The following is a 26,863-nucleotide window of genomic DNA, read 5'->3' on the forward strand; positions in this document are numbered from 1 at the left end:
GGGGTCGATGACGATGAAGCTGCTGTCGGTCACCTCGGAAATCTATCCGCTCATCAAGACGGGCGGGCTGGCGGACGTGGTCGGGGCCTTGCCGGCCGCGCTTGCGCTGGAGGGCGTCGCCACGCGCACGCTGGTGCCCGGATACCCCTCCGTCCTGGCGCGGCTGGGCAAGGCGAAGACGCTGCGCCGCTATGATGCGTTGTTCGGGGAGGCCGCTGCGGTGCTGGCGGCGCAGGTCGAGGGGCTCGACCTGCTGGTGCTGGATGCGCCCGCCTTCTTCGCGCGCGAAGGCGGCCCCTATGGCGGACCGGGCGGCACGGACTGGAGCGACAACTGGCGTCGCTTCGCCGCTCTCTCGCGCGTCGCCGCCGACATTGCCGAAGGCGGACTGAAGGGCTGGCGCCCCGACATCGTCCATGTCCATGATTGGCAAGCGGCGCTGACCGCCGCCTATATGCGCTTCGGCCCGGCCCACGCCGTGCCCCGGCTGGTGACGATCCACAATCTCGCCTTTCAGGGCCGCTTCGGCGCCGACATCTTTCCCGCGCTCGGCCTGCCGCCGGAAGCCTGGGGCGTCGATGGCGTCGAATATTATGGCGGCGTCGGCTATCTGAAGGGCGGGCTGGTCTCGGCCGACGCGATCACCACCGTCAGCCCCACCTATGCGCAGGAAATCCGCTTCCCGGTCCATGGCATGGGTCTGGACGGGCTCATCAACGGGCGGGTGGACCGGCTGCACGGCATTCTGAACGGGGTCGACACCGACATCTGGAACCCGGCAGAGGATCCGCTGATTGCGCGGCGGTTCAGCGGTCGAGCGCTGGGCGCGCGCGCCGCCAATCGCCGGGCACTGGAACAGGCGTTCGGCCTCGACCAGGATGACGCCCCGCTGTTCGTCATCGTCAGCCGCCTGACCTGGCAGAAGGGCATGGACCTGATGATCGAGGCGCTTGACCATCTGGTCGGCCTGGGCGGCAAGCTGGCGCTGCTGGGATCGGGCGACCATCCGCTGGAGGGCGCTTTCCTGGCCGCGGCCGACCGGCATCGCGGACGAATCGCCGCGCGCATCGGCTATGACGAGCCGCTGTCTCACCTGATGCAGGCGGGCGGCGACGCCATCTTGATCCCCTCCCGGTTCGAACCGTGCGGCCTGACGCAGCTTTACGGGCTGCGCTATGGCTGCCTGCCAGTGGTGGCGCGGGTCGGCGGGTTGGCCGACACGGTGATCGACGCGAATGAGGCGGCGGTGAGCGCTGGCGCCGCCACCGGCATCGTCTTCGCGCCGTCCGATCCGCTGGCGCTGCACGGTGCGATCGGCCGCGCGGTGGCGCTTCATCGCGATCGACCGATCTGGCAGGCGATGCAGCGCGCAGCGATGCGCGCCGACGTATCCTGGCGGCAAAGCGCGGCTCGTTACGCCGCCCTTTATCGCAGCCTGCTGGCGGAGGCGGCGTGAGCGACGGCGCGGGCGCGCCGCAGCTGACGGAGGGCGGAGCGCGCTTCAGCGTCCATGCGCCCGACGCCAGCGCTTTGTGGCTATGCCTGTTCGATGCCCAGGATGGCGAAGCCCGCGTGCCGATGGAGCGCGGCGCCAATGGCGTCTGGCACGTCGCGGCGGCGGGCGTCGGCGCGGGCGCGCGCTATGGCCTGCGCGCCGATGGCCCCTATGATCCCCCCGCCGGCCTGTGGTTCGACCCCGACAAGCTGCTGCTCGACCCCTATGCGACCGCGATCGATCGGCCCTTTGTCTATGATCCCGCGCTTGCCGCGCCGCGCGGGCAGGGCGGCGACACCGCGGCGCTGATGCCCAAGGGCGTGCTGGAGGCGGGGCTGCCGCCCGTCGCGCTCCGGCCGCCGCTTTTCACGCCTGGTGGGCTGATCTACGAACTGCATGTGCGCGGCTTCACCATGCGCCATCCCGATGTGCCGGCGGCGCAGCGCGGGACGATCGCGGCGCTCGGTCATCCGGCGGTGATCGCCCATCTCAAGGCGCTCCATGTCTCCGCCGTCGAGCTGATGCCGATCAACGCCTGGATCGACGAGCGGCATCTGGGGCCGCTCGGCCTCACCAACTATTGGGGCTATAATCCGGTCAGCTGGTTCGCGATCGATCCGCGCCTGGCTCCCGGCGGCATGGCGGAATTGCGGCAGGCGGTGGCGGCGCTCCATGACGCGGGCATCGGCGTCCTGCTCGACATGGTTTATAATCATGACGGCGAAAGCGACAGCCAGGGCCCAACCCTGTCGCTGCGCGGGTTGGACGCGCGGGGCGCGTTCCGCCACGCCGCCGACGGGCGGCTCATCAACGACACCGGCACCGGCAACAGCATCGCCTGCAACGCGCCGGCGATGCGGCACATCATCCTGGCGTCGCTGCGCCATTTCGTGCAGCAGGCAGGCGTCGACGGCTTCCGTTTCGATCTCGGCCCGGCGCTGGGGCGGATGGACCATGGCTTCGATCCCGACGCGCCGCTGTTGCAGGCGATGCGCGCCGATCCCGTGCTCGCCGACCGAGTGATGATCGCCGAGCCATGGGACGTCGGCCCGGGCGGCTACCAGCTTGGCCGGTTCCCCGCACCATGGCTGGAATGGAATGACCGCTATCGCGACGACATGCGGCGCTTCTGGCGCGGCGACGCGGGCATGGCGGGCGCCTTTGCCACGCGGATCGCCGGATCGAGCGACATCTTCCCCGACGAGCGCAGCCGCACCGTCAATTTCCTTGCCGCCCATGACGGCTTCACCCTGGCGGACCTCACCGCTCACGTGCAGCGGCACAATGACGCCAATGGCGAGCAGAATCGCGACGGGCATGGCGAAAATTTCAGCTGGAACAATGGTGTCGAGGGAGCCAGCGATGACCCCGCGATCCGGGCAGCGCGCCAGCGGGACGTGATGGCGCTGCTCGCCACTCTCTTCTGCTCGCGCGGCACCATCATGCTGAGCGCCGGGGATGAGTTCGGCCGCTCGCAACAGGGCAACAACAACGCCTACGCACAGGACAATGCGATCAGCTGGATCGGCTGGGACAATCGCGACATGGTGCTGGAGGCGCATGCCTTCGCGCTCGCGGCGTTGCGGGCAAGCGAGCCGGACCTGCACGGCATAGCGGCGTTGACGGACGCCGACGTGGAATGGCTCGATGAAGCGGGGTATCCGCTGACGGTAACGCAGTGGGAAGACCCTGATCGCCGTCGCATCGTCCTGCGCTATCGGCAGAGCGGTCTTGCCATCTGCGTCAACGGGTCATCCGAACCCTGTCGCTTCCACCTGCCGCATGGCGCGGCGGAGGCGGCGGCGCGCAGCATCCTGGTCAGTCGACCGGAACGCTGAACAGGTCCGGCCGCCGCAGGCGCAGCGCCATCAGCAGGATGGCGAGCTTGCCGTCGGCAATCTCCTTGCGCGCCATCATTGTCCAGAGCGCGTCCAGCGGCAGCTCATGCACGCTGATATTCTCCTGCTCCTCGATCAGGCCGCCGCCCGCGCCGATGCGGTCCTGTGCGCCATAGGGCGCCAGATAATAGTCGATCTTCTCCGTGACGACGCTGGGAATGCTCCAGATCTGGCCCAGATGGACCATGTCGCCCAGCCGCACGCCCGCTTCCTCCATCGCCTCGCGCCGCGTGCAGTCGGCCGGATCCTCCTCCAATAGGCCCGCGATCGCCTCCATCATGTCGGGCAGGCCGGCCAGCATCACCGGCGTGCGCGGCATCGACACCGTGATGGCGACCCGGCGCGCGGGATCGAAGGGCAGCACCGCCACCGCGCGGCGCATCTCCACGACATGCCGATCGACCTCCACTCCGTCGGCGGCGCGCAGCCGCACCATCAACAGGTTGAGCCAGCCCTGGTAAAGGGGGCGGGACGAAAGGATCTGCATCGAGCGGCTTTCCTTTCCCGGACAGGACCGAAGACGGAAGGAAATGGGCCGCTTGACGGGAAAAATGGTGAGTCCAGCTGGGCTCGAACCAGCGACCTACTGATTAAAAGTCAGTTGCTCTACCGACTGAGCTATGGACCCCCGAAGCGGTGGACGACGCCCTAAAGGGGGCGGCGCGGATGGTCAACCTCTTGTCGCCCGCTTTGGTTTCGCTTTTTCCAGCCGCGCGTGCAGATGGCGCACGGCGTGGCCGCTTGACGGATCGCGCCAGCCCGGCGCGATGTGGGACAAAGGCGTCAGCACGAAGGCGCGGGCGCGAAAGGCGGCGTGCGGCACGGTCAGCCGGCGCTCCCGCCACTTTCCGCCCGACCAGAGGATGATGTCGATGTCGATGGTGCGCGCGCCCCAGCGGCGGTGCCGGCGCCGGCCGAGCCGCGTCTCGATTGCCTGAAGTCGGCGCAGCAGGGCCGGGGGCTCCAGATGGCTCTCCACCAGCATTGCGGCATTGGCGTAGCGGCGCAGCGAAGGGCCCAGCGGCGGCGTGACGATCACCGGCGACACCGCGCGCACGCGCATCTCCGCGCCGATCAGCGCCACCGCTTGCGCGATCAGCCGCGCAGGCGTGCGGCGCGCCGAGCGCGGCCGGTTCGATCCCAGCGCCAGCGCATAGACATGGGTGCCGCTGCTCAGCCTTGTGTCCGCCATGCTCCAGCGCCTATCTGCTCGGCGTGATGCTGCAAAGCCCCCTTGCCTCGACCGAGCCGCCGCGCGACTGCCCGCGCTGCCCCCGCCTCGTCGCCTTGCGCCGGCAATGCCGGGCCGAGCATCCCGACTGGTGGAACGCCCCGGTCCCCGCCTTTGGCGATCCGATGGCGCGCATCGCGATCGTGGGGCTGGCGCCCGGCCGGCAGGGGGCGAACCGCACCGGTCGGCCTTTCACCGGCGACTATGCCGGCGACCTGCTGTTCGCGACGCTGGCGCGCCATGGCCTGGCGCAAGGCCAGTATGACGCGCGGCCGGACGACGGTCTGGTGCTGCGCGACGTCATCATCATCAACGCCGTCAAATGCCTGCCGCCGCAGAACAAGCCCGATCCCACCGAAATCCGCAACTGCCGTGCCTTTCTGGCCGACGGGGTGGCGGCGCTGCCCCGCGCTCGCACCTTCATCGCGCTGGGGCAGATCGCGCACCAGTCGGCGGTGAAGGTGCTGGGCGGCAAGCTGCCCAAGGCGCGCTTTGCCCATCTGGCCGAACATCGCATGCCCGATGGGCGCATGCTGATCGATAGCTATCACTGCTCGCGCTACAACCAGAATACCGGGCGGCTGACGGCCGAGATGTTCGACGCCGTGTTTGCCCGGGCCGTGGAGGTCGCGGCGGCGCTGGGTTGACCGGCCGTCAAGCGCTGGCCACGAAAAAGGGCGGCTCCTTGCGGGGCCGCCCTTTTTCCTTGGTCTGTCCGGAGACTTAGCGCGAATAGAATTCGACGACCAGATTGGGTTCCATCTTCACCGGATAGGGCACTTCGTCCAGCGTGGGCACGCGGACATAGGTGACCTTGGTGGCGCCGTCGGGGGCGACATAGTCGGGGATGTCACGCTCGGGCAGGCTCTGAGCTTCGAGGACCAGCGCCATTTCCTGCGCCTTCTTGCCCAGGGTGATCTCGTCGCCCGGCTTCACCAGACGCGACGCGATGTTGCACTTGACGCCGTTCACATAGATGTGGCCGTGCGACACGAGCTGACGGGCCGACCAGATGGTGGGCGCGAACTTGGCGCGATAGACGAGCGCGTCCAGGCGACGCTCCAGCAGGCCGATCAGATTCTGGCCGGTGTCGCCCTTCATGCGGGCGGCTTCGACATAATTCTTCTTGAACTGCTTTTCGGTGATGTCGCCGTAATAACCCTTCAGCTTCTGCTTGGCGCGCAGCTGAATGCCAAAGTCGGACATCTTGCCCTTGCGGCGCTGGCCATGCTGGCCGGGGCCATATTCCCGCTTGTTGACCGGGCTCTTGGGACGACCCCAGATATTCTCGCCCATCCGGCGGTCGAGCTTGTACTTGGCGCTGGAGCGCTTCGACATAAGTCTTTCCTTCGATATGCTAACAACGTTCGTCCGGTATCGCCTGTGTTCCGTGTTTCAGGGACAGGGCCACCGCTTCACCGGGGTGCAGGGCCAATCGCGAAGCGGCGCCTATGCCGTCAAGGGGCGGGCCTGTCAAGCCCTCGACAGGGCAGGGCGGGCGGCTTAAGCCTGCGCCGCATGGACCCCGACAGCTATACCAGCATGGCGCAGGTGCGCGCCGGCGTCGATGAGATCGACCGGCAACTTGTCGCGCTGCTCGACCTGCGTTTCGCCCATATGCGCGCGGCGGCGCGGATCAAGCCCGATCGCGGCGCGGTGCGCGACGAAGCCCGCAAGGCGCAGGTCATCGCCAATGTCCGCGCGCAGGCGGAGCGGCTGGGCGCGCCGGCCGATGTGGTCGCCGAGCTGTGGGAGCAGCTGGTCGAAGCGTCCATCGCCTATGAAATGGCCGAGTTCGACCGCAGGCGCGGATAAGCGAAGCGGCCGTCTCCCGGCACTTTGCAAAGGCTCGGCCGCTTGCGAAGTTCACACCGTCGTGAGCCCACGCATGCGCGTCGAAACGGACCTTGGGCGTGGATTTCGCAATAGGAGATTTTTTGCGAACTGAGCCGCACGGGCCAAGGGCGAGCGCCGCGCGCAATCGCGGTCTTCAGGACGGACGGTGAAAAAGAGCTGGGCGCTACCCTAGCATGATCCCGCCGCTGTAGGACAGGGTGCGCGGGCGACCAGCGCGCCTGTCATGGGCGCTAGCGCCGGGGCTGCGCCTGGAACCAGGGCACCATGCGCGCGATCGCGTCCTCGACCCGGTCGGTCGACACCGCGAAGCTGAAGCGAATGAAGCGGTGCCCGTCGACCGGATCGAAATCAATGCCCGGCGCGGTGGCCACGCCCGTTTCGCGCAGCAGCCGCTGGCAGAAGTCCAGGCTGTCGTTGGTCAGATGGCTGATGTCGGCATAGATGTAGAAGGCGCCATCGGGCGGTGCGATCTGCGCGAGGCCCAGCGCCGGCAGCGCGTCGAGCAGCAATTGCCGATTGCGCCGATAGCTGGCGACATGGCCCTCCAGCTCGTCGGTGCAGTCGAACGCGGCGAGGCCGGCGCGCTGCGCCAATACGGGCGGGGTCAGGAACAGATTGCCCATGCGCGCGCGCGCCGTCTCGATCAGCTGCGGCGGCACCACGATCCAGCCCAGCCGCCATCCCGCCATGCTGTAATATTTGGAAAAGCTATTCACGATCACCGCGTCGGCCGCATATTCCAGCATCGAATGGGCGGGTTCGCCGAAGCTGAGGCCGTGATAGATTTCGTCGGAAATGATGCGGATGCCGCGTTCCTGGCACAGGGCGGCGATCCGCGCCAGTTCCGCTGGCGGGATGATCGTGCCCGTCGGATTGGCGGGACTGGCGAGGATCAGGCCGTCGGGCGCGGGATCGATCCGCGCCAGCGCATCAGCGCTGATCTGGAAACGCTCGGCCGGACCGCAGGCGATTTCCACCGGGTCGAGATACAGGGCCTTGAGCGTGTTGCGATAGGCGACATAGCCAGGCCGCGCCGTCGCCACGCGCGCGCCCGGCGCGAACAGGCTGGTCAGCGCCAGCACCAGCCCCGGCGACGCGCCGCAGGTCAGCAGCACCTGTTCCGCGTCCACCGCCACGCCGTGGCGATCGGCATAATGGCGCGCGATCCGCTGCTTGAGGGCCGTGCTTTCCCAATAGCCCATGGGTTCGGTGTCCAGCACCCGATGCGCCACCGCAATCGCGTCGGCCGGCGCCCCGGTCGATGGCTGGCCGAATTCCATGTGCAGGATCGACCGGCCCTGTTCCTCCAGGGCGTGCGCTTCCCGGCTGATGGCGATGGCGTGGAAGGGATCGATCGCGGCAATCATGGCCGCGTGCGTAGAGGGACGCGGCAACCATGTCGAGTAGGCGGCGTTCAGCACCCCATGAACCAGACCATCCTGACCGCCCTCCAATATTATGGCGCGGGGGCGGCGACGCTCGCGGCGCTCATCGTCTCCCTCAACCTGGGTCGCCGCGTGACCGGATGGGCCTTCGTCCTGTTCGTGACCTCGTCGATCGCGCTCATCGCCTGGGGGTTTCTCGATGAGAATAGCGAAGGCATTGGCTGGCAGAATGTCGCGCTGCTGTTCATCAACGCCACCGGGGTGTGGCGCTATCTGATCTCGAAGCACGATCCCAAGGAGTGAGGCGCATCATCCTGCCCGGGAAGGGGTGGGACGGCGTAGCGGGAGAGGGAACATCATCCTCCCCTGGAAGGGGAGGGGGACCGGCGTAGCCGGTGGAGGGGTGTTCCGCTATCGCGAGGGTGACACCCCTCCGTCACGCGCTGCGCGCGCGCCACCTCCCCTTACAGGGGAGGATGGGAGAGTGGGGCGATCTTGCTACCGCCCCTTGAAGGGGAGGCGGGACTCAGCTTTGCGCGATCCAAACTTCAACGGGCACGTCCTGCTGGCAGAGGGCCAAGCGGATCGGGAGTTCCTCGACTGGTCCGCCCGCCAGTGCGCGGTCGTAGACGGCTTTCTTGGCTGGGCCTGCGATCTGCAGGAAAATGTGGCGGCTCTGGAGGATCGCGTTTGCGGTGAGCGACAGGCGCTGGTGGGGCGCGGCGGGCGGGGTGGCGGCGATGGTCAGCGCGTCGCTGCGCAGGCCCTCGGCCAGTTCGGCGCCTTCCGGAAAGAGCGAGGCGGTGTGGCCGTCATCGCCCATGCCCAGCAGGATGATGTCGAGCGGCCAGGGCAGGGCGGCGAAGGCGGCTTCGACGTCCGGCTGACCGGCATAGGCGTCCGCCGCATGCGTCTTCATCGATACGAAGCGCGCCGCGGCGGCCGGGCCCTGCAGCAGCGTTTCGCGCACCAGCCGCTCATTGCTGTCGGCGCTCACCGGCTCGACCCAGCGTTCGTCGACCAGAGTGACGATCAGCCGGGTCCAGTCGAGCGGCACTTTCGAGAGCGCCTCCAGCACCGGGCGCGGCGAGCGCCCGCCCGACACGGCAATGGTCGCGACGCCGCGCGCCGCGATGGCGTCGGACAGGATGGTGGCGATGCGCGCCGCGATGTCGCTGGCGGCCTCGGCTCCGGTGGCGAAAATATGTTCGGTCGGCATGGTCACTCCGCTGTGTCGGCAAGGGTGCAGATGTCCACCCAGGTCGCTCCGGTCAAGGTCGTCAGTCGGTCGGGCGTCAGTTCGACCGACGCCGTGCGCGATCCTGCCGCCGGGAAGACGGTGGCGAAATCCCTGAGCGAGACGTCGCAATAGACGGGCAGCGGGGAAGCGAGGCCGAAGGAACAGACGCCGCCCACCGGATGGCCGGTTAGCGTCTCCACCTCCTGCGCGCCCAGCATGCGCGGCTTGGCGCCCAGCGCGGCCTTGGCCTTGCCATTGGAGAGCCGCGCGTCGCCCCGGGCGCAGACCAGCACGACCCGATCGCCCACGCGCAGCGACAGGGTCTTGGCGATCCGCGCGGGGGCGACGCCCAGCGCCTGGGCGGCCTCGACCACGGTGGCGGTGCTGACGCCCTGGTCGATGATCGTGACGTCGGGGGCGTGGGCCGCGAAGAAGGCGCGGACGCTCGCCTCGCTCATGCGCGGTCCCCGAGTTTACGTTCCCAAGCAAGGGCATGGGCGACGATTTGGTCGAGATCGGCGTAGCGCGGCTGCCACGGAAAGGTCTGGAGGATGGCGCTGTTGTCCGAGATCAGCTTGCCCGGATCGCCCGCGCGGCGGCCGGTCATCACGCGGCGGATCGGATTGTTGGTCGCGCGGTCGACCGCGTCCAGCACCTCCAGCACGGAAAAGCCCCGGCCGTAGCCGCAGTTGAGCAAATGGCTGCGCGCCGGCTGCGCCATCAGCGCTTCGAGGGCGAGGAGATGCGCGGCGGCAAGATCGGTGACATGGATATAGTCGCGCACGCCGGTGCCGTCGGGCGTGTCGAAATCGTCGCCGAAGATGCTGACGCTCTCCCGCTTGCCCAGCGCCGCTTCGACCGCGACCTTGATGAGGTGGGTGGCGCCGGCGGTGGACTGGCCGGTGCGCCCCTGCGGATCGGCGCCCGCGACGTTGAAATAGCGCAGCGCGCAGAAGTTCATCGGATGCGCCGCCGCGACGTCGCGCAGCATATGCTCGGTCATCAGCTTCGACATGCCATATGGGTTGATCGGGCGTTGGGGCGTATCCTCCCGCACCGCCTCCACGTCCGGCGTGCCATAGGTGGCGGCGGTCGAGGAGAAGATGAAGTGCGGCACGCCCGCGCGCACCGCGCTTTCGATGAGGTCGCGAGTCTTGGCGCTGTTGTTGTGATAATATTTGAGCGGGTTCTCGACCGATTCCGGCACCACGACCGAGCCGGCGAAATGCATGATCGCGCGGACGCGATGATCGCGCAGCGTGGCTTCCACCAGCGGCTGGTCGGCGATGTCGCCGCGCACCAGCGGCACATCACCGGGGACCGCCCAGTCGAAGCCGGTGACCAGATTGTCGATCACCACGACGCCATAGCCGGCATCCCTGAGCGCCAGCACGGCATGGCTGCCGATATAGCCCGCGCCGCCCGTGACCAGAACCGTCGGCTTGTCGTTCATAAAGAAAAGGTCTCCCCGACTGTTGCCGGGGAGACCTAGCGAAACGGCGTTAAGATTTACAGATGCTTCACGCTGCCGCCTTCACGGGCGCGGCCTGGTAGAAGGTCGCGCCGCTGGCCGCCATGTCGCGCAGCTGCTGGGTCGGGGCGAAGCGCGGCCCGTGCGCGGCGGCCAGCCGGTCGAGCGTGGCGACGACCTGGGCGATGCCGACCGTGTCCATATGGCTGAACGGCCCGCCGGTATAAGGCGCAAAGCCCCAGCCGAAGATCGCGCCGATGTCGCCATCCTCGGGCGTTTCCAGCACGCCTTCCTCGAAGCAGCGGGCGCATTCGATGAGCTGGCGGTAGAGCAGCCGTTCCTTGACCGCCTCCACTTCGGGCTGATCGGCCGCGCGCGGGAACATCTCGCCCAGCGAAGGCGACAGATGCTTCTTCGCGCCCTCGGGATAATCATACCAGCCCTTGCCATTCTTGCGGCCGAGGCGACCGGCATCGACCATCTTGACCATGATGTCGTCGGACCCCTGGGAGACATAGGCGTCGCCCAGTTCCTTCTTCGCCGCGGTCATGATCTTGACGCCCAGCTCGATCGACACTTCGTCGCTGACGGCCAGCGGGCCGGTCGGCATGCCAAGCTGCTTGCCCGCATTTTCGATGAGCGCGGGGTTGACGCCTTCGCCCACCAGCTCCGCGCCTTCCTGCACATAGGTGCCGAAGCTGCGCGAGGTGTAGAAGCCGCGGCTGTCATGCACGACGATCGGGGTCTTTTTGATCTGCGCGACGAAGTCCAGGGCCTTGGCGATGGCGGCGGGGCCGGTCTTTTCGCCCAGGATGATCTCGACCAGCGGCATCTTCTCGACCGGCGAGAAGAAATGGACGCCGATGAAATTTTCGGGCTTGGACCAGGCGTTGGCGAGCTTGGTGATCGGCAGGGTCGAGGTGTTGGAGCCGAAGATGGTGTCGGCGCCCAGCACTTCCTCCACCTTCTTGGTGACTTCCGCCTTGATGCCCACATCCTCGAACACCGCTTCGATCACGAAGTCGGCGCCGGCCAGGTCGGCATAGTCGGTGGTCGGGGTCACGCGGGCCAGCGTCTCGGCCGTCTTCTCGGGCGTCATGCCGCGGCCCAAGCGCTTCTTGAGCACGTCCTCGACATGCGCCTTGCCCTTTTCGGCATAGGCCTGGTCGCGGTCGAACAGCACCACGTCCATGCCGGCCTGCGCGGCGACGGTGGCGATGCCCGCCCCCATCATGCCCGCGCCCAGCATGGCGAGCTTCCGGGTCGGCGCCTTGGCTTCATCCTTGGGACGGCGCGCGCCGCGCTCGGCCGCCTGCTTGTTGACGAACAGGGTGCGGATCATGTTCGACGCCTGCGGGTCGGCGGCGACCTTGGCGAAATATTTGCTCTCGATTCTGATCGCGCGGTCCATCGGCAGGGTGATGCCTTCATAGACCGCCGACAGCAGGGCGATGGGCGCGTTCATGTTGCGCTGGGTCTGCTTGAGCGTCATCGGCACCGCGCCCGCCATGGTCTGGACGAAGGCGGGGTTGAAGCCGCCGGCGCCGCCGGGCACCTTGAAGCCCTTGACGTCCCAGGGCTGGGTATGGGCGTTGGGATTGGCCTTCACCCACTCGCGCGCGGCATCGACCGCCGTGCCCTGCGGCACGACCTGGTCGACGACCTTCATCATGGCGGCGTCCGCCGGGCGGAACATCTTGCCCTGCAGCATGTACATCAGCGACGCCTGCACGCCCATGATGCGCGGCAGGCGTTGCGACCCGCCGCCGCCGGGGAAGAGGCCGATCAGGATTTCGGGCAGGCCCAGCTGCGTCTTGGGGCTGTCCCCGACGATGCGGCGATGGCAGGCGAGCGCCAGTTCAAAGCCGCCGCCCACGCATGTGCCCTCGATCGCGCAGGCGATCGGCTTGCCGCTGGTTTCCAGCCGGCGGAACAGCTGGTTGAGCACGAAGACCTTGTCGAAAATATCGGCCGGGGCAGGACGTCCGCCGCTGCCCGTCGCCAGCATCGACCCGAAATATTTGAGGTCCATGCCGGCCATGAAGCCGCTGTCCTTGCCCGACGCGATGACCGCGCCCTTGATGCCCTCTTCCGACCCGATGCGCGTGATCGCGGCATCCAGGTCCGCCAGGAAGTCGGGGCCGATGACGTTCATCGACTGGCCGGGCACGTCGATGGTGAGGGTGGCGATGCCGTCGGCATCGACGGTGAAATTGATGGTCTGCATTGTTTTGACCTTTACTCTCCGTTCGCCCCGAGCCTGTCGAAGGGCTTTTCTTTCTTGGAAAAAGGAAGGGGCTTTGACAGGCTCAGCCCGAACGGGACATGGAAGTTCAGATACGCTCAATGATGATGCCGGTGCCCATCCCTGCGCCCACGCACAGGTTGACGAGCGCCGTGCCCTTGCCGGAGCGTTCCAGCTCGTCGAGCGCGGTGCCCAGCACCATGGCGCCGGTAGCGCCCAGCGGATGGCCCATCGCGATCGCGCCGCCATTGACGTTGATCCGGTCATGGTCGAGGTCCATCGCCTGCATGTAGCGCAGCACCACCGATGCGAAGGCTTCGTTCAGTTCCCACAGGTCGATGTCGCTCTGGCTCATGCCCGCGCGGGCGAGCAGCTTGCCGGCGACGAATTCGGGACCGGTCAGCATGATGAGCGGCTCCGACCCGATCGAGGCCATCGCCTTGATCCGGGCGCGGGGCTTCAGGCCATATTTGTCGCCCATATCCTTGTTGCCGACCAGCACGGCCGCCGCGCCATCGACGATGCCGCTGCTGTTGCCGGCATGATGAACATGGTTGACCTTTTCCAGTTCGGGATAGCGCAGCAGGGCGACGGTGTCGAAACCGGGCATGTCCTCGCCCAGCGCGGCGAAGCTGGGCTTGAGGCTGCCGAGCGACTGCATCGTCGCGTCGGGGCGCATATGTTCGTCATGGTCGAGCGCGACCTGGCCGATTACGTCCTTCACCGGCACGATCGACTTGGCGAAGCGTCCTTCGTCCCAGGCCCGCTTGGCGCGCTTCTGGCTTTCCACCGCATAGGCGTCGGCATCGTCGCGGCTGATGCCGAACTTGGTGGCGATGACGTCCGCGCCGATGCCCTGGGGCGCGAAATAAGTCTTGTAGGCGACGGCCGGGTCCATCGCCCAGGCGCCGCCGTCCGATGCCATCGGCACGCGGCTCATCGATTCGACGCCGCCGCCGATCGCGAACATCGCTTCGCCCGAAAACACCTTCGCCGCCGCCATGTTGACCGCTTCAAGGCCCGACGCGCAGAAACGGTTGATCTGAACACCCGGCACGGTCTGCGCATAATCGGCGTTGAGCACGGCGACGCGGGCAATGTCCGCGCCCTGTTCGCCCACAGGGCTGACGCAGCCCAGGATCACGTCGTCCACATCGGCGGTGTCGATCTGGCTGCGGTCGCGCACCGCCTCCAGCACCTGCGTCGCCAGCTGGATCGGCGTGATGTCGTGCAGCGACCCATCGGCCTTGCCCCGGCCGCGGGGCGTTCGAACGGCGTCGTAAATATAGGCTTCCATGTTCATTCCCTCTCCGTGGGGGTCCTCTCGGCGCGTCGCCAAAATGGATAGGATCTGGCCGTGAATGTATTTACGTTTACGTAAAGTGCAAGTGCCTTATGCCGCCTCTCTCGCCCCGCCGCCATGCCGTAGCGGCACCGACGACGGGGGCGCGGCGAGTGCCGCACCTGTCCATTTCGCTGTCCGATTAAACTCTATCCGTGCGCGATTCTCCATGGCAATCAGAACCATGACCATCGCAATCCTGTCCGATATCCATGGCAATATCGCCGCGCTCGACGCCGTGCTGGCGGACATCGCGGCACGCGGCGTCACGCGGATCGTCAATCTGGGCGACATTCTGTCCGGCCCGCTCTTTCCCAGCGAAACGGCGGACCGGCTGATGGCGATGAACCTGCCAACGATCGCGGGCAATCATGAGCGCCAGCTGCTGACCATGGCGCCCGAGCGCATGGGCTTGTCGGACCGTTATGCCGCCTCACAGTTGACGACGCAGCATCGCGACTGGATCGCTGCGCTGCCCGCGCAGCACTGGCTGGAGCCCGATGTGCTGATGGTCCATGGCGCGCCGGGCAGCGACCTCGTCTATTTCCTGGAGACGATCGAGGGGGAGGGGCTGCGCGCGGCGACGGACGCGGAAGTCGAGGCGCGCGCCGGCGGCATGGCCGCGCCGCTGATCCTGTGCGGCCATACCCATGTGCCGCGCATTCATCGCCGGCCCTGCGGCGGTCTGGTGGTCAATCCAGGCAGCGTCGGCCTGCCCGCCTATGCCGATGACCAGCCCGTGCCGCACCGCGTGGAAACCGGATCCCCGCAGGCTCGTTACGCTATCGTGCGGAAACAGGCGGAGGGCTGGGCGGCGGAGATGATCGCGATCGACTATGACTGGGAAAGCGCGGCGCGCGCGGCGCAGGCGCGCGGCCGGCCGGATTGGGCGATCGCGCTGCGCTCGGGCCGGACCGCGTGATCGCCGGTTTGACGTTGCCGCCGGTTTGCGCTTCATGAGCCCGGTGTCCGAAACCGCAACGCCTGATCCTGCGACCGTCAAGAACGCATCGCCCTTTTCCATCCCCGTCTTTCGCGCCATCTGGCTCGCCAGCCTGGCGTCCAATTTCGGCGGGCTGATCCAGTCGGTCGGCGCGGCGTGGATGATGACGTCGCTGTCGGCGTCGCCCCTGCTGATCGCGCTGGTGCCCGCTGCTACGACGCTGCCGATCATGCTGCTGTCACTCTGGGCCGGGGCGGTGGCCGACAATCTGGAACGGCGCAAGGTGATGATCGCCTGCCAGGGGTTCATGCTGCTGGTGTCGGCGCTGCTGGCCGCGATCGCATGGGCCGGGTGGATGACGCCCTGGCTGTTGCTCGGCTTCACCTTCCTGCTGGGATGCGCCACGGCGATCAACGGCCCCGCCTGGCAGGCGTCGGTGGGCGACATGGTGCCGCGCGCGATCCTGCCGAGCGCGGTGGCGATGAACAGCATGGGGTTCAACCTGGCGCGCAGCCTGGGCCCGGCGCTGGGTGGCATCATCGTCGCGACGGCGGGCGCGGCGGCGGCCTTCTTCACCAATGCGATCAGCTATCTGGGGCTGTTGGCGGTGCTGGCGCGCTGGCGGCCCGAGCTGCCGCCCAAGCTGCTGCCGCGCGAGCGGCTGGGCGTCGCGATGCTGGCGGGGCTTGGCTATGTGTCCATGTCGCCCAAGATCAAGCTGGTGCTGCTGCGCGCCGGCGCGTTCGGCATTGGCGCGAGCGCGGTGTCGGCGCTGATGCCGCTGGTTGCGCGCGACCTGCTGGGCGGCGGGGCGCTGACCTTCGGCGTCACCAGCGGCGCGTTCGGCGTGGGCGCGGTGCTGGGCGCGCTGTCGAGCCGCCGGCTGCGCGCCCGCTATTCGATCGAGGCGATCGTGCGAACCGCGGCGCTGACCCTGGCGCTCGGCACGGCGCTGACCGGCGTCAGCAGCTTCATCGTCGTCGCGATTCTAGGCTATATGATGGCAGGGGCTGGCTGGGTGCTGGCGCTGTCGACCTTCAACGTGTCGGTGCAGATGTCGGCGCCCCGCTGGGTCGTCGCCCGCGCGGTCGCGCTTTACCAGATGGTCGCCTTTGGCGGCATGGCGGGCGGCGCCTGGCTGTTCGGCTGGGTGGCCGAGCATCAGGGCGTGGTCGTCAGCCTCTATGCCGCGGCGGGCGCGCAGTTCGTCGCCGCGATGCTGGGCCTGTGGCGGCCGTTGCCCCAGATTGGCGACGACAATCTCGACCCGCGCGGCGATTGGCAGGAGCCCGACACCGCCGTGCATGTCGAACCGCGCAGCGGCCCCATCGTCATCACCATCGAATATCGTATTCCCGCCGGATCGGTCGTCCCCTTCCTGGCGGCGATGAGCGAGCGGCGGCGCATCCGCAAGCGCGATGGCGCCCATGGCTGGCAGCTGCTGCGCGACCTAGGCGAAAGCGACCTGTGGATCGAGCGCTACCATGTGTCGACCTGGCTCGACTATATCCGCCATAATCAGCGGCGCACCGTCGCCGACATCGCCAATAGCGATGCGCTCCACGCCCTGCACGACCGCCCCGAGCCGCCGGTCGTGCATCGCCGGCTGGAGCGGCAGACCGGATCGCTGCCGATCAGCCGGTCGCCCGACGCGCGGGAAATGGGCGAAGGCTGGATCGACCCGACCCGGTCGAGCTGATCAGCTGGTCGCCGCCAGATCCTCGGGCGTGTCGATGTCGCGCAGGATGCCGCCGGGCGCTTCGATCTGCATCCCATGGCTCAGCAGCGCGCGCGCGCCCTGGTCGCCGCGCAGCGCCAGCAATTCGGGGAAATGCTTGCGCCCGATGAAGGCGGGCGGGGAGGAGGAGAAGCCGTCGGTGGAGGCCACCACCGAGCGTATGTCCTCCGCCGCCATGCAGATATGGTTATAATGAGTCTGCGGCACGTCGGGCATGTCGGCCAGGCAGATGAGGATGCCGCGGATCTTCTGGTTGGGCATCACGTGGCGCACCGCGCGCACGATGCTGCCCGACATGCCGTCTTCGGGCCGGTCGTTGACGATGATGCTGTAGCCGCGGCGGTCGAGCTTGCGATGGATCACCGGCGCATAGTCGATCGGCCGCGTCACCGCGACCAGCTCGGCAAAGGCCAAGGAGGCGATGGTTTCCAGCACATGCGCCGCGACCGGCTTGCCGCGCAGCTCCGCCATCAGCTTGTCGTCCTCGCCAAAGCGGGAGGATGTGCCGGCGGCGAGCAGCACGGCGGCGATACGTTCAGTGCGCATAATTCTGTCTAGATGTCGTTTATGAAGGCGTTCCCGACTGGCGATGTGCCACCGGGGCGATCTTGTGTCCAGCATGGCCGGAAAGGACTGGTCAGGACGGACCCCAGCCGCCATATGCGAGCCATGAGCGAAAGGAGCGGCGCTGTCCATGGCATGTGATCTCGATGCGGAAACCGTTGGCGAAGGCAAGGAACCGGTCCCCGCGGACGTCAGCGACGCCATCCGCACCCTGATCCGCTGGGCCGGCGATGCGCCCGAACGCGAAGGGCTGCTGGAAACGCCCGAGCGCGTCGCGCGCGCCTGGCGGGAATATTGCCGCGGCTATAACGATGATCCGGCCTATCATCTTTCGCGCATCTTCCACGAAGTGGGCGGCTATGACGATATCGTGCTGCTGAAGGACATTCCGTTTCAGTCGCATTGCGAACATCATATGGCGCCGATCGTGGGCAAGGCGCATATCGCCTATCTGCCGGGCGATTATGTGGTGGGCATATCGAAGCTCGCCCGCGTCCTTCATGCCTTCGCCAACCGGCTGCAGGTGCAGGAGCGGCTGACGTCGGAAGTGGCCAATTGCATCCAGGAGCATCTCAAGCCCCAGGGCGTCGCCGTGGTGATCGAGGCGACCCATGGCTGCATGACCGGGCGCGGCGTGCGGACGCCCAATGTCATCATGAAGACCAGCCGGATGCTCGGCGTGTTCCGCGACGATGAAAAGTCGCGCGAGGAAGTGCTGAAGCTCATCACCGCATGACCGAAGCGGAAGAGCCAGCCTATCGCCCGCTCGGCCGCGCCCGCACGCAGGCCGAGCCCGTGGGCAAGCCGCTGGCGGCCAAGCGGCTGGCGCTGGTAACCGGCGGCCATCGCCGGCTGGGCGGGATCATTTCCGCCGCGCTGGCGCGGGCCGGCCACTCGCTCGCCATCCATGGCAGCCACGATACGCGGCTCGATTCCCATCTGGCGCTGGCGCTGGAGGAGGAGGGGACCGAATGGGACGGCTTCGTCGTCGATTTCGCCGATCCCGAAGGGGCCGAGGAGCTGGTGGCGCAGGTGGCGGCGCGTTTCGGCCGGCCGCCCGACATTCTGGTCAACAGCGCCGCGATTTTCGGGCAGGACCGGCTTGAGAGCGTCAGCGCCGACGATTTAATGCGTCATTATGCGGTCAACTGCGCCGCGCCGGCGATGCTGACCAAGGCCTTCGCCACCGTTCCGGCCGGCGCGGGCGACCGCTGCATCGTCAATATCCTGGACCAGCGGATCGACCATCCCCATGGCGACCAGCTGGCCTATACGCTTTCCAAGCTGGCGCTGGCCGGGCTCACCCGGACGAGCGCCGCCAGCCTGGCGCCGCGGGTGCGGGTCAATGCGGTGGCGCCCGGCCTTACCATCGCGACGCCCGATTATGACACGCAGCAGATGGAGCGGCTGGGCGAGATGATGCCGCTCGCCCGCCTGCCGCAGGCCGACGAGATCGCGCAGGCGGTGCTTTACCTGACCGAGGCGAGTGCGATCACCGGCCAGACACTCTATGTCGATGGCGGCGCCCACCTCAAAAGCTATGACCGCGACTTCATGCATCTGTGCCGCTAGAGGCGGCCCGCAAGGCCCCGGACCGACCGACACCATATGAGGGAGATGGCGATGACCTATGACACGATCCTGGTCGAACAGCGCGACGCAGTGACGCTGATCACGCTCAACCGGCCGCAGGCGCTGAATGCGCTCAGCAGCCATGTGCTCAAGGACCTGAGCGCTGCCTTTGCGGCCTATGACGCCGATCCGTCGCAGCGCTGCGCGGTGCTGACCGGCAGCGGCGACAAGGCTTTTGCTGCGGGCGCCGACATCAAGGAAATGGTCGACAAGGATGCGGCCGATTTCTTCCTGCAGGATTTCTTTTCCGGCTGGCAGACCGGCGTCGTCGCGACGCGAAAGCCCTGGATCGCGGCCGTCAACGGCTTTGCCCTGGGCGGCGGGTGCGAACTGGCGATGATGGCGGACTATATCATCGCGGCCGACACGGCGAAGTTCGGCCAGCCCGAGATCAAGCTGGGCGTCGCGCCCGGCATGGGCGGATCGCAGCGGCTGACCCACGCGGTGGGCAAGGCCAAGGCGATGGACATGTGCCTGACCGGCCGCATGATGGGTGCGGAGGAAGCCGAGCGCGCTGGCCTCGTCAGCCGCATCGTGCCGGCGGCCGAGCTGCTGGACGAAGCGCTGAAGGACGCGGCGCTGATCGCCGCCATGCCGCCCATGGCCGCGATGGTGAACAAGGAGATGGTGAACATCGCCTTCGAAACCGGCCTCGCCCAGGGACTGCTGACCGAGCGGCGGCTGTTCCAGATCCTCACCGCGACGGAAGACAAGAAGGAAGGCATGACCGCCTTCGTGGAAAAGCGGCCCGGCGTGTTCAAGGGGCGCTGAGGCGCTGCGCCCACGCCCGCTTCCCTGGCAGGGCTGTGGCCGCGCGGCAACAGCGCGCGCATTTGTGACGGACATATGGCGGCTTCGCGCAGCAACCTCGTTTCATCGGACAACGGAGAAACGACTGGTCGGTGTGTCGGCGCCTGGCCAGCGGCACGAAGGAGAGGGGCGCGGCTCGCCGCGCCACCCTGATCGGCTCGCACTAGCCAGGGAGCCTCTACATGTCCGTCCGTTCGTCCATTCGCCTGTCCGCGCGCGCCGCATTGCTGATCGCCAGCGCCGCCGGCGCCTTGAGCGCCGCCCGTGCGCAGGAGCCCGTGGCAGAGGATGAAGGCCAGATCACCGTCACCGGCCGCCGCGTGTCGCAATCGTCCGAAGCGATCGGCGAGAACAAGGTCAGCAATGTCGTAGCGGTGACGCGCGAGGCGCTGCTGTCCGCGCCATCGGGCATTTCGGGCCTCAAGATGCTGGAGCAGCTGCCCGGCTTCAACGTCCAGACCGATGGCGCGCTTGGCCTTTATGAATTCGGCAATTCGGTCCAGACGCGCGCCTTCAACCTGGACCAGATCGGCTTCGTGGTCGACGGCATCCCGACCGGCAGGAGCGACGCCTTTGGCGGCAGCCCGGTGTTCCGCTATGTCGACAATGAAAATCTGGGCGTGGTGGAGGCCGCGGTCGGCGCGGGCGACGTGTCGCTGCCCAGCTATTCGACGCTGGGGCCGGTCGTGCAATATAACAGCATCGCCCCGCAGGAGGAGATGGGCCTGTTCGTCTCCCAGAGCTTCGGCGACTTCGACATGAAGCGCACCTTCATCCGCGCCAGCACCGGCCGGGTGGGGCCGTTCAAGGCCTATGTCAGCCGCACCAAGCTCGACACCGACCTGTGGCGCGGCCCGGGGTCGGTGGATCGCGAACATTGGGAGGCGCAGGTCCATGCCGACCTTGGCGGCGACAGCTGGGCGCGGTTCAAATTCGTGTCGAACGACTTTTTCGACTATGATTCGCCGACGCTCAGCCGCGCTCAGTATAATTGCACTGTGAAAAGTCTGACGGGCGCGTGCGGGCGCGACTACGCCTATATCGAAAATGTCCCCAACACGACGCCGGGTTTTGCGCCGACCGTGCCGGGCGTCTATTATTCGAACAGCAATTATGCGCAGGTCTACAACCTCGCCATCAACGTGCGGAAGGACAAGCTGTATGGCGCGACCTTCCATGCCGGCATCGCCGATGGCGTCTGGGCCGAATCCACCCTCTATTGGGAGGACAAGAGCGGCTATGGCGTTTCGCCCGATACCTATGCCAATTCCCTGACCCGCTATACCGGCCAGGTGGCGGTGGGCCTGCCGGTGGTTGCGCCGCGCGGCGTCGAGTTCGGCCGCTCGGGCGTGGGCGGCGACCGCCATGGCATCACGACCAAGCTCCACTGGGAAATGGGCGCCAATACCGTCGAAACCGGCATGTGGGCGGAGGTCGACAAATATCACCGGACCCAGGCGCGCTACAATACGGTGGATGGCGCTCCCGACGGCGCGCCCTTGCTCGACGAACTGGTTTATCTGCGCCGCGACTATCGGTCCAAGCGCGACACGCTCCAGATATTCCTCAAGGACACGCTCAAGCTCGCCGACGAGCGGCTGGTGCTGAACCTTGGCTTCAAGGGGCTGATGCTGGACTATGGTTATATCGGCTATCGCGATTTCGACGATTATTACCGCATGGTGAGCGGCGTCGCGGTGGAAGGCTATGGCCCCAGCGTCAATCGCGCCCGATATCGCGACATGTTCCTGCCCATGGCCGGCATCCTCTACAAGATCGACGGCCGGACCCAGGTCTTCGCTTCCTATGCCGAGAATATGGCGCTGCCCAAGGGGATGGATGACATCTTCTCGGTCATCCGGTCGGGCGGAGCGCTGGTGCCGCAGCCGGCGCCGGAACGATCGACCAATATGGAAGTGGGCATCCGCACCAACCAGGGGCAGCTCTACGCCTCGCTCGCCGGCTATTACACAAGGTTCAAGAACCGCATCCAGACGATCACGACCATCCTGCCCGGCAGCGGCGGCGCGGCGACCGAAACCTTCTACCAGAATGTCGGCCGGGTCCGCGCCTATGGCGTGGAATTCAGCGGCACCTACAAGCCCGCCTTCCTCGACGGCCTGGCCTATGGCAATATGAACGTCACCTACAACAACGCCAAGTTCAAGGACGACATACCGGCAGCAACGCCGATCGAGATCGCCGGCAAATATCTGCCCGACAGTGCGAAATGGATCGTCAGCGGCGGCGTCACCATCGAACCGGCCAGCTGGCTGGTCGCCAATATCTCGGGCAAATATACCTCGAAGCGCTGGTCGACCTTCACCAACACGCCGGGGTCGAGCGTGCCGGGCTTCACCGTGTTCAGCGCCTATGTCGACATTGGCGATGGCTGGAGCTTCGGCCCGGTCAAGAGCGTGAAGGCGCGGTTCAACATCGACAATCTGTTCGACAAGGATACGCTGTCCTATATTTCCTCGTCGGTGACCGGCGACGGGTTCTTCCGTCCGCTCAGCCCGCGCACCTTCCAGTTCACCATCACGGGGGAAATCTGATGCGCGCGACGTTGATGATGGGGGCGGCGATTGCGGCGCTGCTCCCGCTCTGCGCCATGGCGCAGGCGCCGACCGTGTCGAAGCGGGACTATCAGTTGCACCAGAGGCTGCTGACGCTCGACAGCCATCTCGACACGCCGGCCTCGCTCGACCTGCCCGGCTGGTCGATCGACGACGAACATGATGTGCTGCACGACTATACGCAGGTCGACCTGCCGCGCATGAAGAAGGGCGGGCTGGATGGCGGCTTCTGGGCCATCTATACGAGCCAGGGTCCGCTGACGGTCGAGGGGTTCCGCAAGGCGCGCGACTTTGCGATCCTGCGGGGCCTGTCGATCCGCAACATGGTGGCCGCGGACCCCGACAATTTCGCGCTGGCGCTGGAGGCAAAGGATGCAGCCCCGATCGCGGCGGCGGGCAAGCGGGTCGTCTATATGTCGATCGAAAACGCCTATCCGTTGGGTGAGGACGTGTCGCTGCTCGACACTTTCCACGCCATGGGCGTGCGCGTCGTCGGCTTCGCTCATTTCGCGCACAACCAGTTTGCCGACAGTTCCACCGATCCGTCGGGCAAGCCGCGCTTCGGCGGCCTGTCGCCGCTGGGCAAGCAATTGCTGGCGGAGATGAACCGGCTGGGCGTGGTGCCCGACGCCTCGCACAGCAGCGACCAGGTGCTGGACGACCTGCTGGCGCTTTCCACGACGCCGGTGCTGCTCACTCATTCGGGCTGCAAGGCGGTCTACGACCATCCGCGCAACATCGACGACGCGCATCTGAAGGCGCTGGCGGCCAAGGGCGGCGTCATTCAGATGAACGCCTATGGTGCCTATCTGCGCGCCTCCACCCCCAATCCGCAGCGGCAGGCGGCGCTGAAGGCGCTCTATGCCGATATGCGCGAGGGCGCGACGATGACGGCGGAGAGACGGGCCCAGCTGCTCGCCAAGCGGCAGGAGATCGACCGGCTGTATCCCGACACCGATCGGCCGACCTTCGACGATTTCATGAAGCATATGCTTCATGCGCTGGAGGTCGTCGGACCCGATCATGTCGGGGTCGGCGCGGATTGGGACGGCGGCGGCGGCGTGGTGGGCATGGAGGATGTGGTCGACCTGCCCAAAATTACCGCAGCATTGCTCAAGGCCGGCTATAGCGAGGCCGACGTGCAGAAAATCTGGTCCGGCAATGTGCTCCGTGTGCTCGCCGCGGCGGAGGCGGGGAAGGCGCGATAGGCGCAGCCGGCGCCTATTTCCCCTCCAGCATCTCGATCATCGCGGAGAAGTCGCGACCGGCTTCTCCGCGATTGGCCAGCATCTGGTAGAGCGCTTCGGCGGCATTTCCCATCGGCACGGATGCGCCGACCGACGCGGCGGCCTCGCTCGCGAGCTTGAGGTCCTTCAGCATCAGCCCGACGGCAAAGCCGCCCTGATAGCCATTGTCCGCGGGCGTTTGCGGCCCGACGCCGGGCACGGGGCAATAGCTGGTCATCGACCAGCTCTGGCCCGACGACACGCTGGAAATATCGTAGAAGGTCTGCGGGTTGAGCCCCAGCTTCTTCGCCATGGCGAAGCTTTCGCAGGTCGCGATCATGGTCGCGCCCAGCAGCATATTGTTGCAAATCTTGGCCGCCTGCCCATTGCCCGGGCCGCCGGCATGGATCACCGCCTTGCCCATGGCGGCGAGGATCGGCTGGGCCCTGGCGAAGGCGGCGTCTGTCCCGCCGACCATGAAGGTGAGCGTGCCGCCATTGGCGGCCGCGATGCCGCCCGAGACGGGCGCGTCCACCATCTCGAACCCCGCCGTGGCCGCCGCCTCGCTCACGCGGCGCGCGGTCGCGACGTCGATCGTGGAGCAATCGAGCAACAGCGCGCCCGGTCGCGCGGCGTCGAACAGCGCGCGGTCATAGACGTGCTCCACATGGCCGCCCGCCGGCAGCATGGTGACGACCGCATCCGCCCCCGCCACGGCATCGATGGCGCTGGCGGCGCGCGTCGCGCCATGGCCTTCGGCGCGCGCCAGCGCGTCTTCGGACAAGTCGAAGGCGCGGACGGCATAGCTGTTCTTCAGCAGATTGGCGGCCATCCCGCCGCCCATATTGCCAAGGCCGATGAAGGCGATCGTCTGGGTCATGTCGGGCATCCTCTCGTCATTCTTTCTGGTCAGGCGTCGGCCAGCTGGGGCAGGGGCGTCCACTGCCGATCGGGCGGCGGCGGCGCGAAGATCGCGTCGATCATCTCGTCGCGCACCTCCTCCAGCGTCGCGGGGGTCCAGCGCGGCGCATTATCCTTGTCGAAGATCACCGCGCGCACGCCCTCGACGAAATCGGGCCGGCGGATGACGGCGCAGGCGAGGCCGAACTCCATCGCCATATTGTCGGCGAAGCTGGGCTTGGCCGCGCCCTCGACCAGCTGGCGGAGCGCCACCTTGATCGTCTGCGGCGATTTGGTGCGCAGGATCGACACCTGCTTGCGCGCCCATTCGCCGCCATCGGCCTCCAGCGCGGCGACGATCTGCTCCGCCTTGTCCGATGCGAACAGCCGGTCGATGTCGGCGCGGGCGGCTTGCAGCGTCGATGCGGGCGGCTGCGTGCTTGCCGCGTCGAGCACGAGCGTCAGGTCGAAGGGATCGGTCAGGATGCGGGCCTTGACGGCGTCCAGCGCATCCGAGGGCATATAATGCGTGGCGATGCCGACCGCGACGCAGTCCGCCCCGTCGATCCGCGCGCCCGTGGTCGCCAGCCAGGCGCCGGTGCGGCCGGGCAAGCGCGGCAGATACCAGCCGCCGCCAACGTCGGGAAACAGGCCGATGCCGGTTTCGGGCATGGCGAAGCTGGTGCGTTCGGTCGCGACCCGGTAGCGCGCCGGCAGCGATAGCCCCACGCCGCCGCCCATGACGATGCCGTCCATGAAGGCGACGATCGGCTTTTCATAGACGAACAGCAGATGGTTCATCCGATATTCGACGCTGAAGAAACGCTCCGCCTCCACGCCGTCCGCCGCGGCGCTGCGCGCGATCAGCGCGATGTCGCCCCCGGCGCAGAAGCCGCGCGACAATCTGGGATCGCCATCGGGCGCTGGCAGATGGTCGATCATCACGGCCACGACGCCATCGTCGCGCGCCCAGGCGAGCAGGGCGTCGTTGATCGCGCCGCACATGTCCGCCGTCAGCGCGTGGATCGCCCTGGGCCGGTTCAGCCTGATGCGTCCGACGCCATTTTCGACGAAGGTCAGCACGTCATCGGTCATCATCATCTCCTGCGGGGCCATGGCGCCGCCTTCATCCCTGCCGCAGCATGTCGCGCGCGATGATCATCCGCATCACCTGGTTGGTGCCTTCCAATATGGAATGGACGCGCAGGTCGCGCCAGAAGCGCTCGATCGGATAATCCATCAGATAGCCGTAGCCGCCATGCAGCTGCAGCGCGCGATCGACCACCGACGATCCGGTGTCGGTGGCGAAGCGCTTGGCCATGGCGGCGAAGCGCGTCTTGTCGGGCGCATTGTCCGTCACCTTGACCGCGGCGGCATAGAGCAGCGTGCGCGCCGCCTCCAGTTCGGTCTGCATGTCGGCCAGCATGAACTGCGTATTCTGGAAGTCGGCGATCGCCTGGCCGAACTGCTTGCGCTCCTTGCTATAGGCCACCGCTTCGTCGATGCAGCGCTGCGCCCCGCCCAGCGAGCAGGCGCCGATGTTGAGCCGGCCGCCGTCCAGCCCCATCATCGCGATGCGGAAGCCTTCGCCCTCCCCACCGACCAGATTGTCCGCCGGCACGCGCACGCCGTCGAAATTCACCTGCGCGGTGGGCTGCGAATGCCAGCCGAGCTTGCGTTCCTGCGCGCCGAAGCTGACGCCGGGCATGTCCTTTTCGATGACGAGGCAGCTGATGCCCTTGGGACCTTCCTCGCCGGTGCGGACCATTACGACATAGATGTCATTCTCGCCGCCGCCCGAAATGAACTGCTTGGAGCCGGTGACGACATAATGGTCGCCTTCGCGCACCGCCTGCGTCTTGAGCGCGGCCGCGTCCGACCCCGATCCCGCTTCCGTCAGGCAATAGCTGCCCATGCGCGCCATCGGCACCATGGCGGGCAGATATTTGTCCTTCACCGCCTGGCTGCCGAAGCGGTCGATCATCCAGGAGGCCATGTTGTGGATCGAGATGAAGGCGCTGGTCGACGGACAGCCATAGGCCATCGCCTCCATGATCAGCGCTGCTTCCAGTCGGCCAAGGCCGATGCCCCCCGACGCTTCCGATACGTAGATGCTGCCAAAGCCCAGTTCCGCCGCGGCGCGAATGGCGTCACGAGGAAAGATATGCTTTTCGTCCCATTCGGCGGCGAAAGGCGTGATCGCGTCTGCGGTGAAGCGGCGCGCCATGTCCTGGATCGCGCGCTGGTCCTCGGTGAGGTCGAATTGGGTCATGCTCTCCTAACTCTGCGGCTCTTGTCGTCATGCCGGTC

At 67.0% G+C, this 26,863-nt stretch carries 25 protein-coding genes and 1 tRNA gene; 12 read left to right on the forward strand and 14 right to left on the reverse strand.

Annotation, left to right across the window (positions count from 1 at the left end; genetic code table 11):
• Positions 1 to 7 precede the first annotated feature (7 nt).
• Both glgA and glgX read left to right on the forward strand, forming a co-directional pair.
• Positions 8 to 1,456: a glycogen synthase GlgA gene (glgA, locus tag ACGGKE_RS02005; RefSeq protein WP_394439636.1), complete on the forward strand. Its 1,449-nt coding sequence runs from the start codon at positions 8 to 10 to the stop codon at positions 1,454 to 1,456.
• On the forward strand, positions 1,453 to 3,333 hold the full coding sequence (gene glgX / locus ACGGKE_RS02010; protein ID WP_394439639.1) for a glycogen debranching protein GlgX: 1,881 nt from the start codon (positions 1,453 to 1,455) through the stop codon (positions 3,331 to 3,333). The genes glgA and glgX overlap by 4 nt, the downstream gene beginning before the upstream one ends.
• Here the strand turns inward: glgX and ACGGKE_RS02015 are convergent.
• From ACGGKE_RS02015 to folK, 3 genes are all read right to left on the reverse strand, one after another.
• Positions 3,314 to 3,880 carry an NUDIX domain-containing protein gene (locus ACGGKE_RS02015; protein ID WP_394439642.1) on the reverse strand — a complete coding sequence of 189 codons (567 nt, stop codon included), beginning with the start codon at positions 3,878 to 3,880 and terminating at the stop codon, positions 3,314 to 3,316. The genes glgX and ACGGKE_RS02015 overlap by 20 nt on opposite strands.
• Before the next feature lie 65 nt (positions 3,881 to 3,945).
• Positions 3,946 to 4,021: transfer RNA gene (locus ACGGKE_RS02020), tRNA-Lys, on the reverse strand.
• 42 nt (positions 4,022 to 4,063) lie between these two features.
• The gene (folK, locus tag ACGGKE_RS02025; protein WP_394439645.1) at positions 4,064 to 4,585 is read right to left on the reverse strand and encodes a 2-amino-4-hydroxy-6-hydroxymethyldihydropteridine diphosphokinase; all 522 of its coding nucleotides are present in this window, start codon (positions 4,583 to 4,585) and stop codon (positions 4,064 to 4,066) included.
• Positions 4,586 to 4,608: 23 nt separating this feature from the next.
• On the opposite strand from folK, the gene ACGGKE_RS02030 reads away from it, so the two are divergent.
• Positions 4,609 to 5,271, forward strand: coding sequence for a uracil-DNA glycosylase (locus ACGGKE_RS02030; RefSeq protein WP_394439648.1), 663 nt, complete (start codon positions 4,609 to 4,611; stop codon positions 5,269 to 5,271).
• 76 nt (positions 5,272 to 5,347) lie between these two features.
• On the opposite strand, the gene rpsD is transcribed toward ACGGKE_RS02030, so the two are convergent.
• Positions 5,348 to 5,962 carry a 30S ribosomal protein S4 gene (rpsD, locus tag ACGGKE_RS02035; RefSeq protein WP_228167765.1) on the reverse strand — a complete coding sequence of 205 codons (615 nt, stop codon included), beginning with the start codon at positions 5,960 to 5,962 and terminating at the stop codon, positions 5,348 to 5,350.
• Between the two features lie 180 nt (positions 5,963 to 6,142).
• Between rpsD and ACGGKE_RS02040 the strand changes: the two genes are divergently transcribed.
• Positions 6,143 to 6,439: a chorismate mutase gene (locus tag ACGGKE_RS02040; protein WP_394439652.1), complete on the forward strand. Its 297-nt coding sequence runs from the start codon at positions 6,143 to 6,145 to the stop codon at positions 6,437 to 6,439.
• 272 nt (positions 6,440 to 6,711) lie between these two features.
• On the opposite strand, the gene ACGGKE_RS02045 is transcribed toward ACGGKE_RS02040, so the two are convergent.
• Positions 6,712 to 7,848, reverse strand: a complete 1,137-nt coding sequence (locus tag ACGGKE_RS02045) for a pyridoxal phosphate-dependent aminotransferase (RefSeq protein WP_394439655.1) — start codon at positions 7,846 to 7,848, stop codon at positions 6,712 to 6,714.
• A 57-nt stretch (positions 7,849 to 7,905) separates the two neighbouring features.
• On the opposite strand from ACGGKE_RS02045, the gene ACGGKE_RS02050 reads away from it, so the two are divergent.
• On the forward strand, positions 7,906 to 8,169 hold the full coding sequence (locus ACGGKE_RS02050; RefSeq protein WP_228167768.1) for a hypothetical protein: 264 nt from the start codon (positions 7,906 to 7,908) through the stop codon (positions 8,167 to 8,169).
• Between the two features lie 223 nt (positions 8,170 to 8,392).
• Here ACGGKE_RS02050 and pgl read toward each other — a convergent pair whose 3' ends face one another.
• The 5 genes from pgl to ACGGKE_RS02075 form a co-directional block, all read right to left on the reverse strand.
• Positions 8,393 to 9,085, reverse strand: coding sequence for a 6-phosphogluconolactonase (pgl, locus tag ACGGKE_RS02055; protein ID WP_394439660.1), 693 nt, complete (start codon positions 9,083 to 9,085; stop codon positions 8,393 to 8,395).
• Between the two features lie 2 nt (positions 9,086 to 9,087).
• Positions 9,088 to 9,564, reverse strand: coding sequence for a YbaK/EbsC family protein (locus ACGGKE_RS02060; protein ID WP_394439663.1), 477 nt, complete (start codon positions 9,562 to 9,564; stop codon positions 9,088 to 9,090).
• Positions 9,561 to 10,559, reverse strand: a complete 999-nt coding sequence (gene galE / locus ACGGKE_RS02065) for a UDP-glucose 4-epimerase GalE (RefSeq protein WP_394439666.1) — start codon at positions 10,557 to 10,559, stop codon at positions 9,561 to 9,563. The genes ACGGKE_RS02060 and galE overlap by 4 nt, the downstream gene beginning before the upstream one ends.
• A gap of 67 nt (positions 10,560 to 10,626) precedes the next feature.
• A complete protein-coding gene (locus ACGGKE_RS02070) occupies positions 10,627 to 12,804 on the reverse strand; it encodes a 3-hydroxyacyl-CoA dehydrogenase NAD-binding domain-containing protein (RefSeq protein WP_394439669.1) in 2,178 nt (725 codons plus the stop codon).
• 106 nt (positions 12,805 to 12,910) lie between these two features.
• Positions 12,911 to 14,119, reverse strand: a complete 1,209-nt coding sequence (locus ACGGKE_RS02075) for an acetyl-CoA C-acetyltransferase (RefSeq protein WP_394441685.1) — start codon at positions 14,117 to 14,119, stop codon at positions 12,911 to 12,913.
• 229 nt (positions 14,120 to 14,348) lie between these two features.
• On the opposite strand from ACGGKE_RS02075, the gene ACGGKE_RS02080 reads away from it, so the two are divergent.
• The gene (locus tag ACGGKE_RS02080) at positions 14,349 to 15,086 is read left to right on the forward strand and encodes a metallophosphoesterase family protein (protein ID WP_394439672.1); all 738 of its coding nucleotides are present in this window, start codon (positions 14,349 to 14,351) and stop codon (positions 15,084 to 15,086) included.
• A 34-nt stretch (positions 15,087 to 15,120) separates the two neighbouring features.
• On the forward strand, positions 15,121 to 16,806 hold the full coding sequence (locus ACGGKE_RS02085; RefSeq protein WP_394439675.1) for an MFS transporter: 1,686 nt from the start codon (positions 15,121 to 15,123) through the stop codon (positions 16,804 to 16,806).
• On the opposite strand, the gene ACGGKE_RS02090 is transcribed toward ACGGKE_RS02085, so the two are convergent.
• The gene (locus ACGGKE_RS02090; protein ID WP_394439678.1) at positions 16,807 to 17,391 is read right to left on the reverse strand and encodes a nucleotidyltransferase family protein; all 585 of its coding nucleotides are present in this window, start codon (positions 17,389 to 17,391) and stop codon (positions 16,807 to 16,809) included.
• A gap of 148 nt (positions 17,392 to 17,539) precedes the next feature.
• Between ACGGKE_RS02090 and folE the strand changes: the two genes are divergently transcribed.
• The 5 genes from folE to ACGGKE_RS02115 all read left to right on the forward strand — a co-directional run bounded on the left by folE (position 17,540) and on the right by ACGGKE_RS02115 (position 23,635).
• Entirely contained in the window at positions 17,540 to 18,145 is a 606-nt protein-coding gene (folE, locus tag ACGGKE_RS02095) for a GTP cyclohydrolase I FolE (protein WP_394439681.1), read from the forward strand.
• The gene (locus ACGGKE_RS02100) at positions 18,142 to 18,981 is read left to right on the forward strand and encodes an SDR family oxidoreductase (RefSeq protein WP_394439684.1); all 840 of its coding nucleotides are present in this window, start codon (positions 18,142 to 18,144) and stop codon (positions 18,979 to 18,981) included. The genes folE and ACGGKE_RS02100 overlap by 4 nt, the downstream gene beginning before the upstream one ends.
• Before the next feature lie 51 nt (positions 18,982 to 19,032).
• Complete coding sequence (locus ACGGKE_RS02105; protein ID WP_394441688.1) at positions 19,033 to 19,812, forward strand: enoyl-CoA hydratase-related protein; 780 nt, start codon at positions 19,033 to 19,035, stop codon at positions 19,810 to 19,812.
• Positions 19,813 to 20,033: 221 nt separating this feature from the next.
• A complete protein-coding gene (locus tag ACGGKE_RS02110; RefSeq protein WP_394439687.1) occupies positions 20,034 to 22,406 on the forward strand; it encodes a TonB-dependent receptor in 2,373 nt (790 codons plus the stop codon).
• Entirely contained in the window at positions 22,406 to 23,635 is a 1,230-nt protein-coding gene (locus ACGGKE_RS02115; RefSeq protein WP_394439690.1) for a dipeptidase, read from the forward strand. Before ACGGKE_RS02110 ends, ACGGKE_RS02115 begins: the two co-directional genes overlap by 1 nt.
• 13 nt (positions 23,636 to 23,648) lie before the next feature.
• Here ACGGKE_RS02115 and mmsB read toward each other — a convergent pair whose 3' ends face one another.
• The 3 genes from mmsB to ACGGKE_RS02130 are packed head-to-tail and all read right to left on the reverse strand — an operon-like array spanning position 23,649 to position 26,825.
• A complete protein-coding gene (mmsB, locus tag ACGGKE_RS02120; protein WP_394439693.1) occupies positions 23,649 to 24,533 on the reverse strand; it encodes a 3-hydroxyisobutyrate dehydrogenase in 885 nt (294 codons plus the stop codon).
• 29 nt (positions 24,534 to 24,562) lie between these two features.
• Positions 24,563 to 25,648: an enoyl-CoA hydratase/isomerase family protein gene (locus ACGGKE_RS02125; protein WP_394441691.1), complete on the reverse strand. Its 1,086-nt coding sequence runs from the start codon at positions 25,646 to 25,648 to the stop codon at positions 24,563 to 24,565.
• A gap of 31 nt (positions 25,649 to 25,679) precedes the next feature.
• Complete coding sequence (locus ACGGKE_RS02130) at positions 25,680 to 26,825, reverse strand: acyl-CoA dehydrogenase family protein (protein WP_394439696.1); 1,146 nt, start codon at positions 26,823 to 26,825, stop codon at positions 25,680 to 25,682.
• Positions 26,826 to 26,863 lie beyond the last annotated feature (38 nt).

Source organism: Sphingobium naphthae, assembly GCF_043589935.1.
GTDB lineage: Bacteria > Pseudomonadota > Alphaproteobacteria > Sphingomonadales > Sphingomonadaceae > Sphingobium > Sphingobium naphthae_A.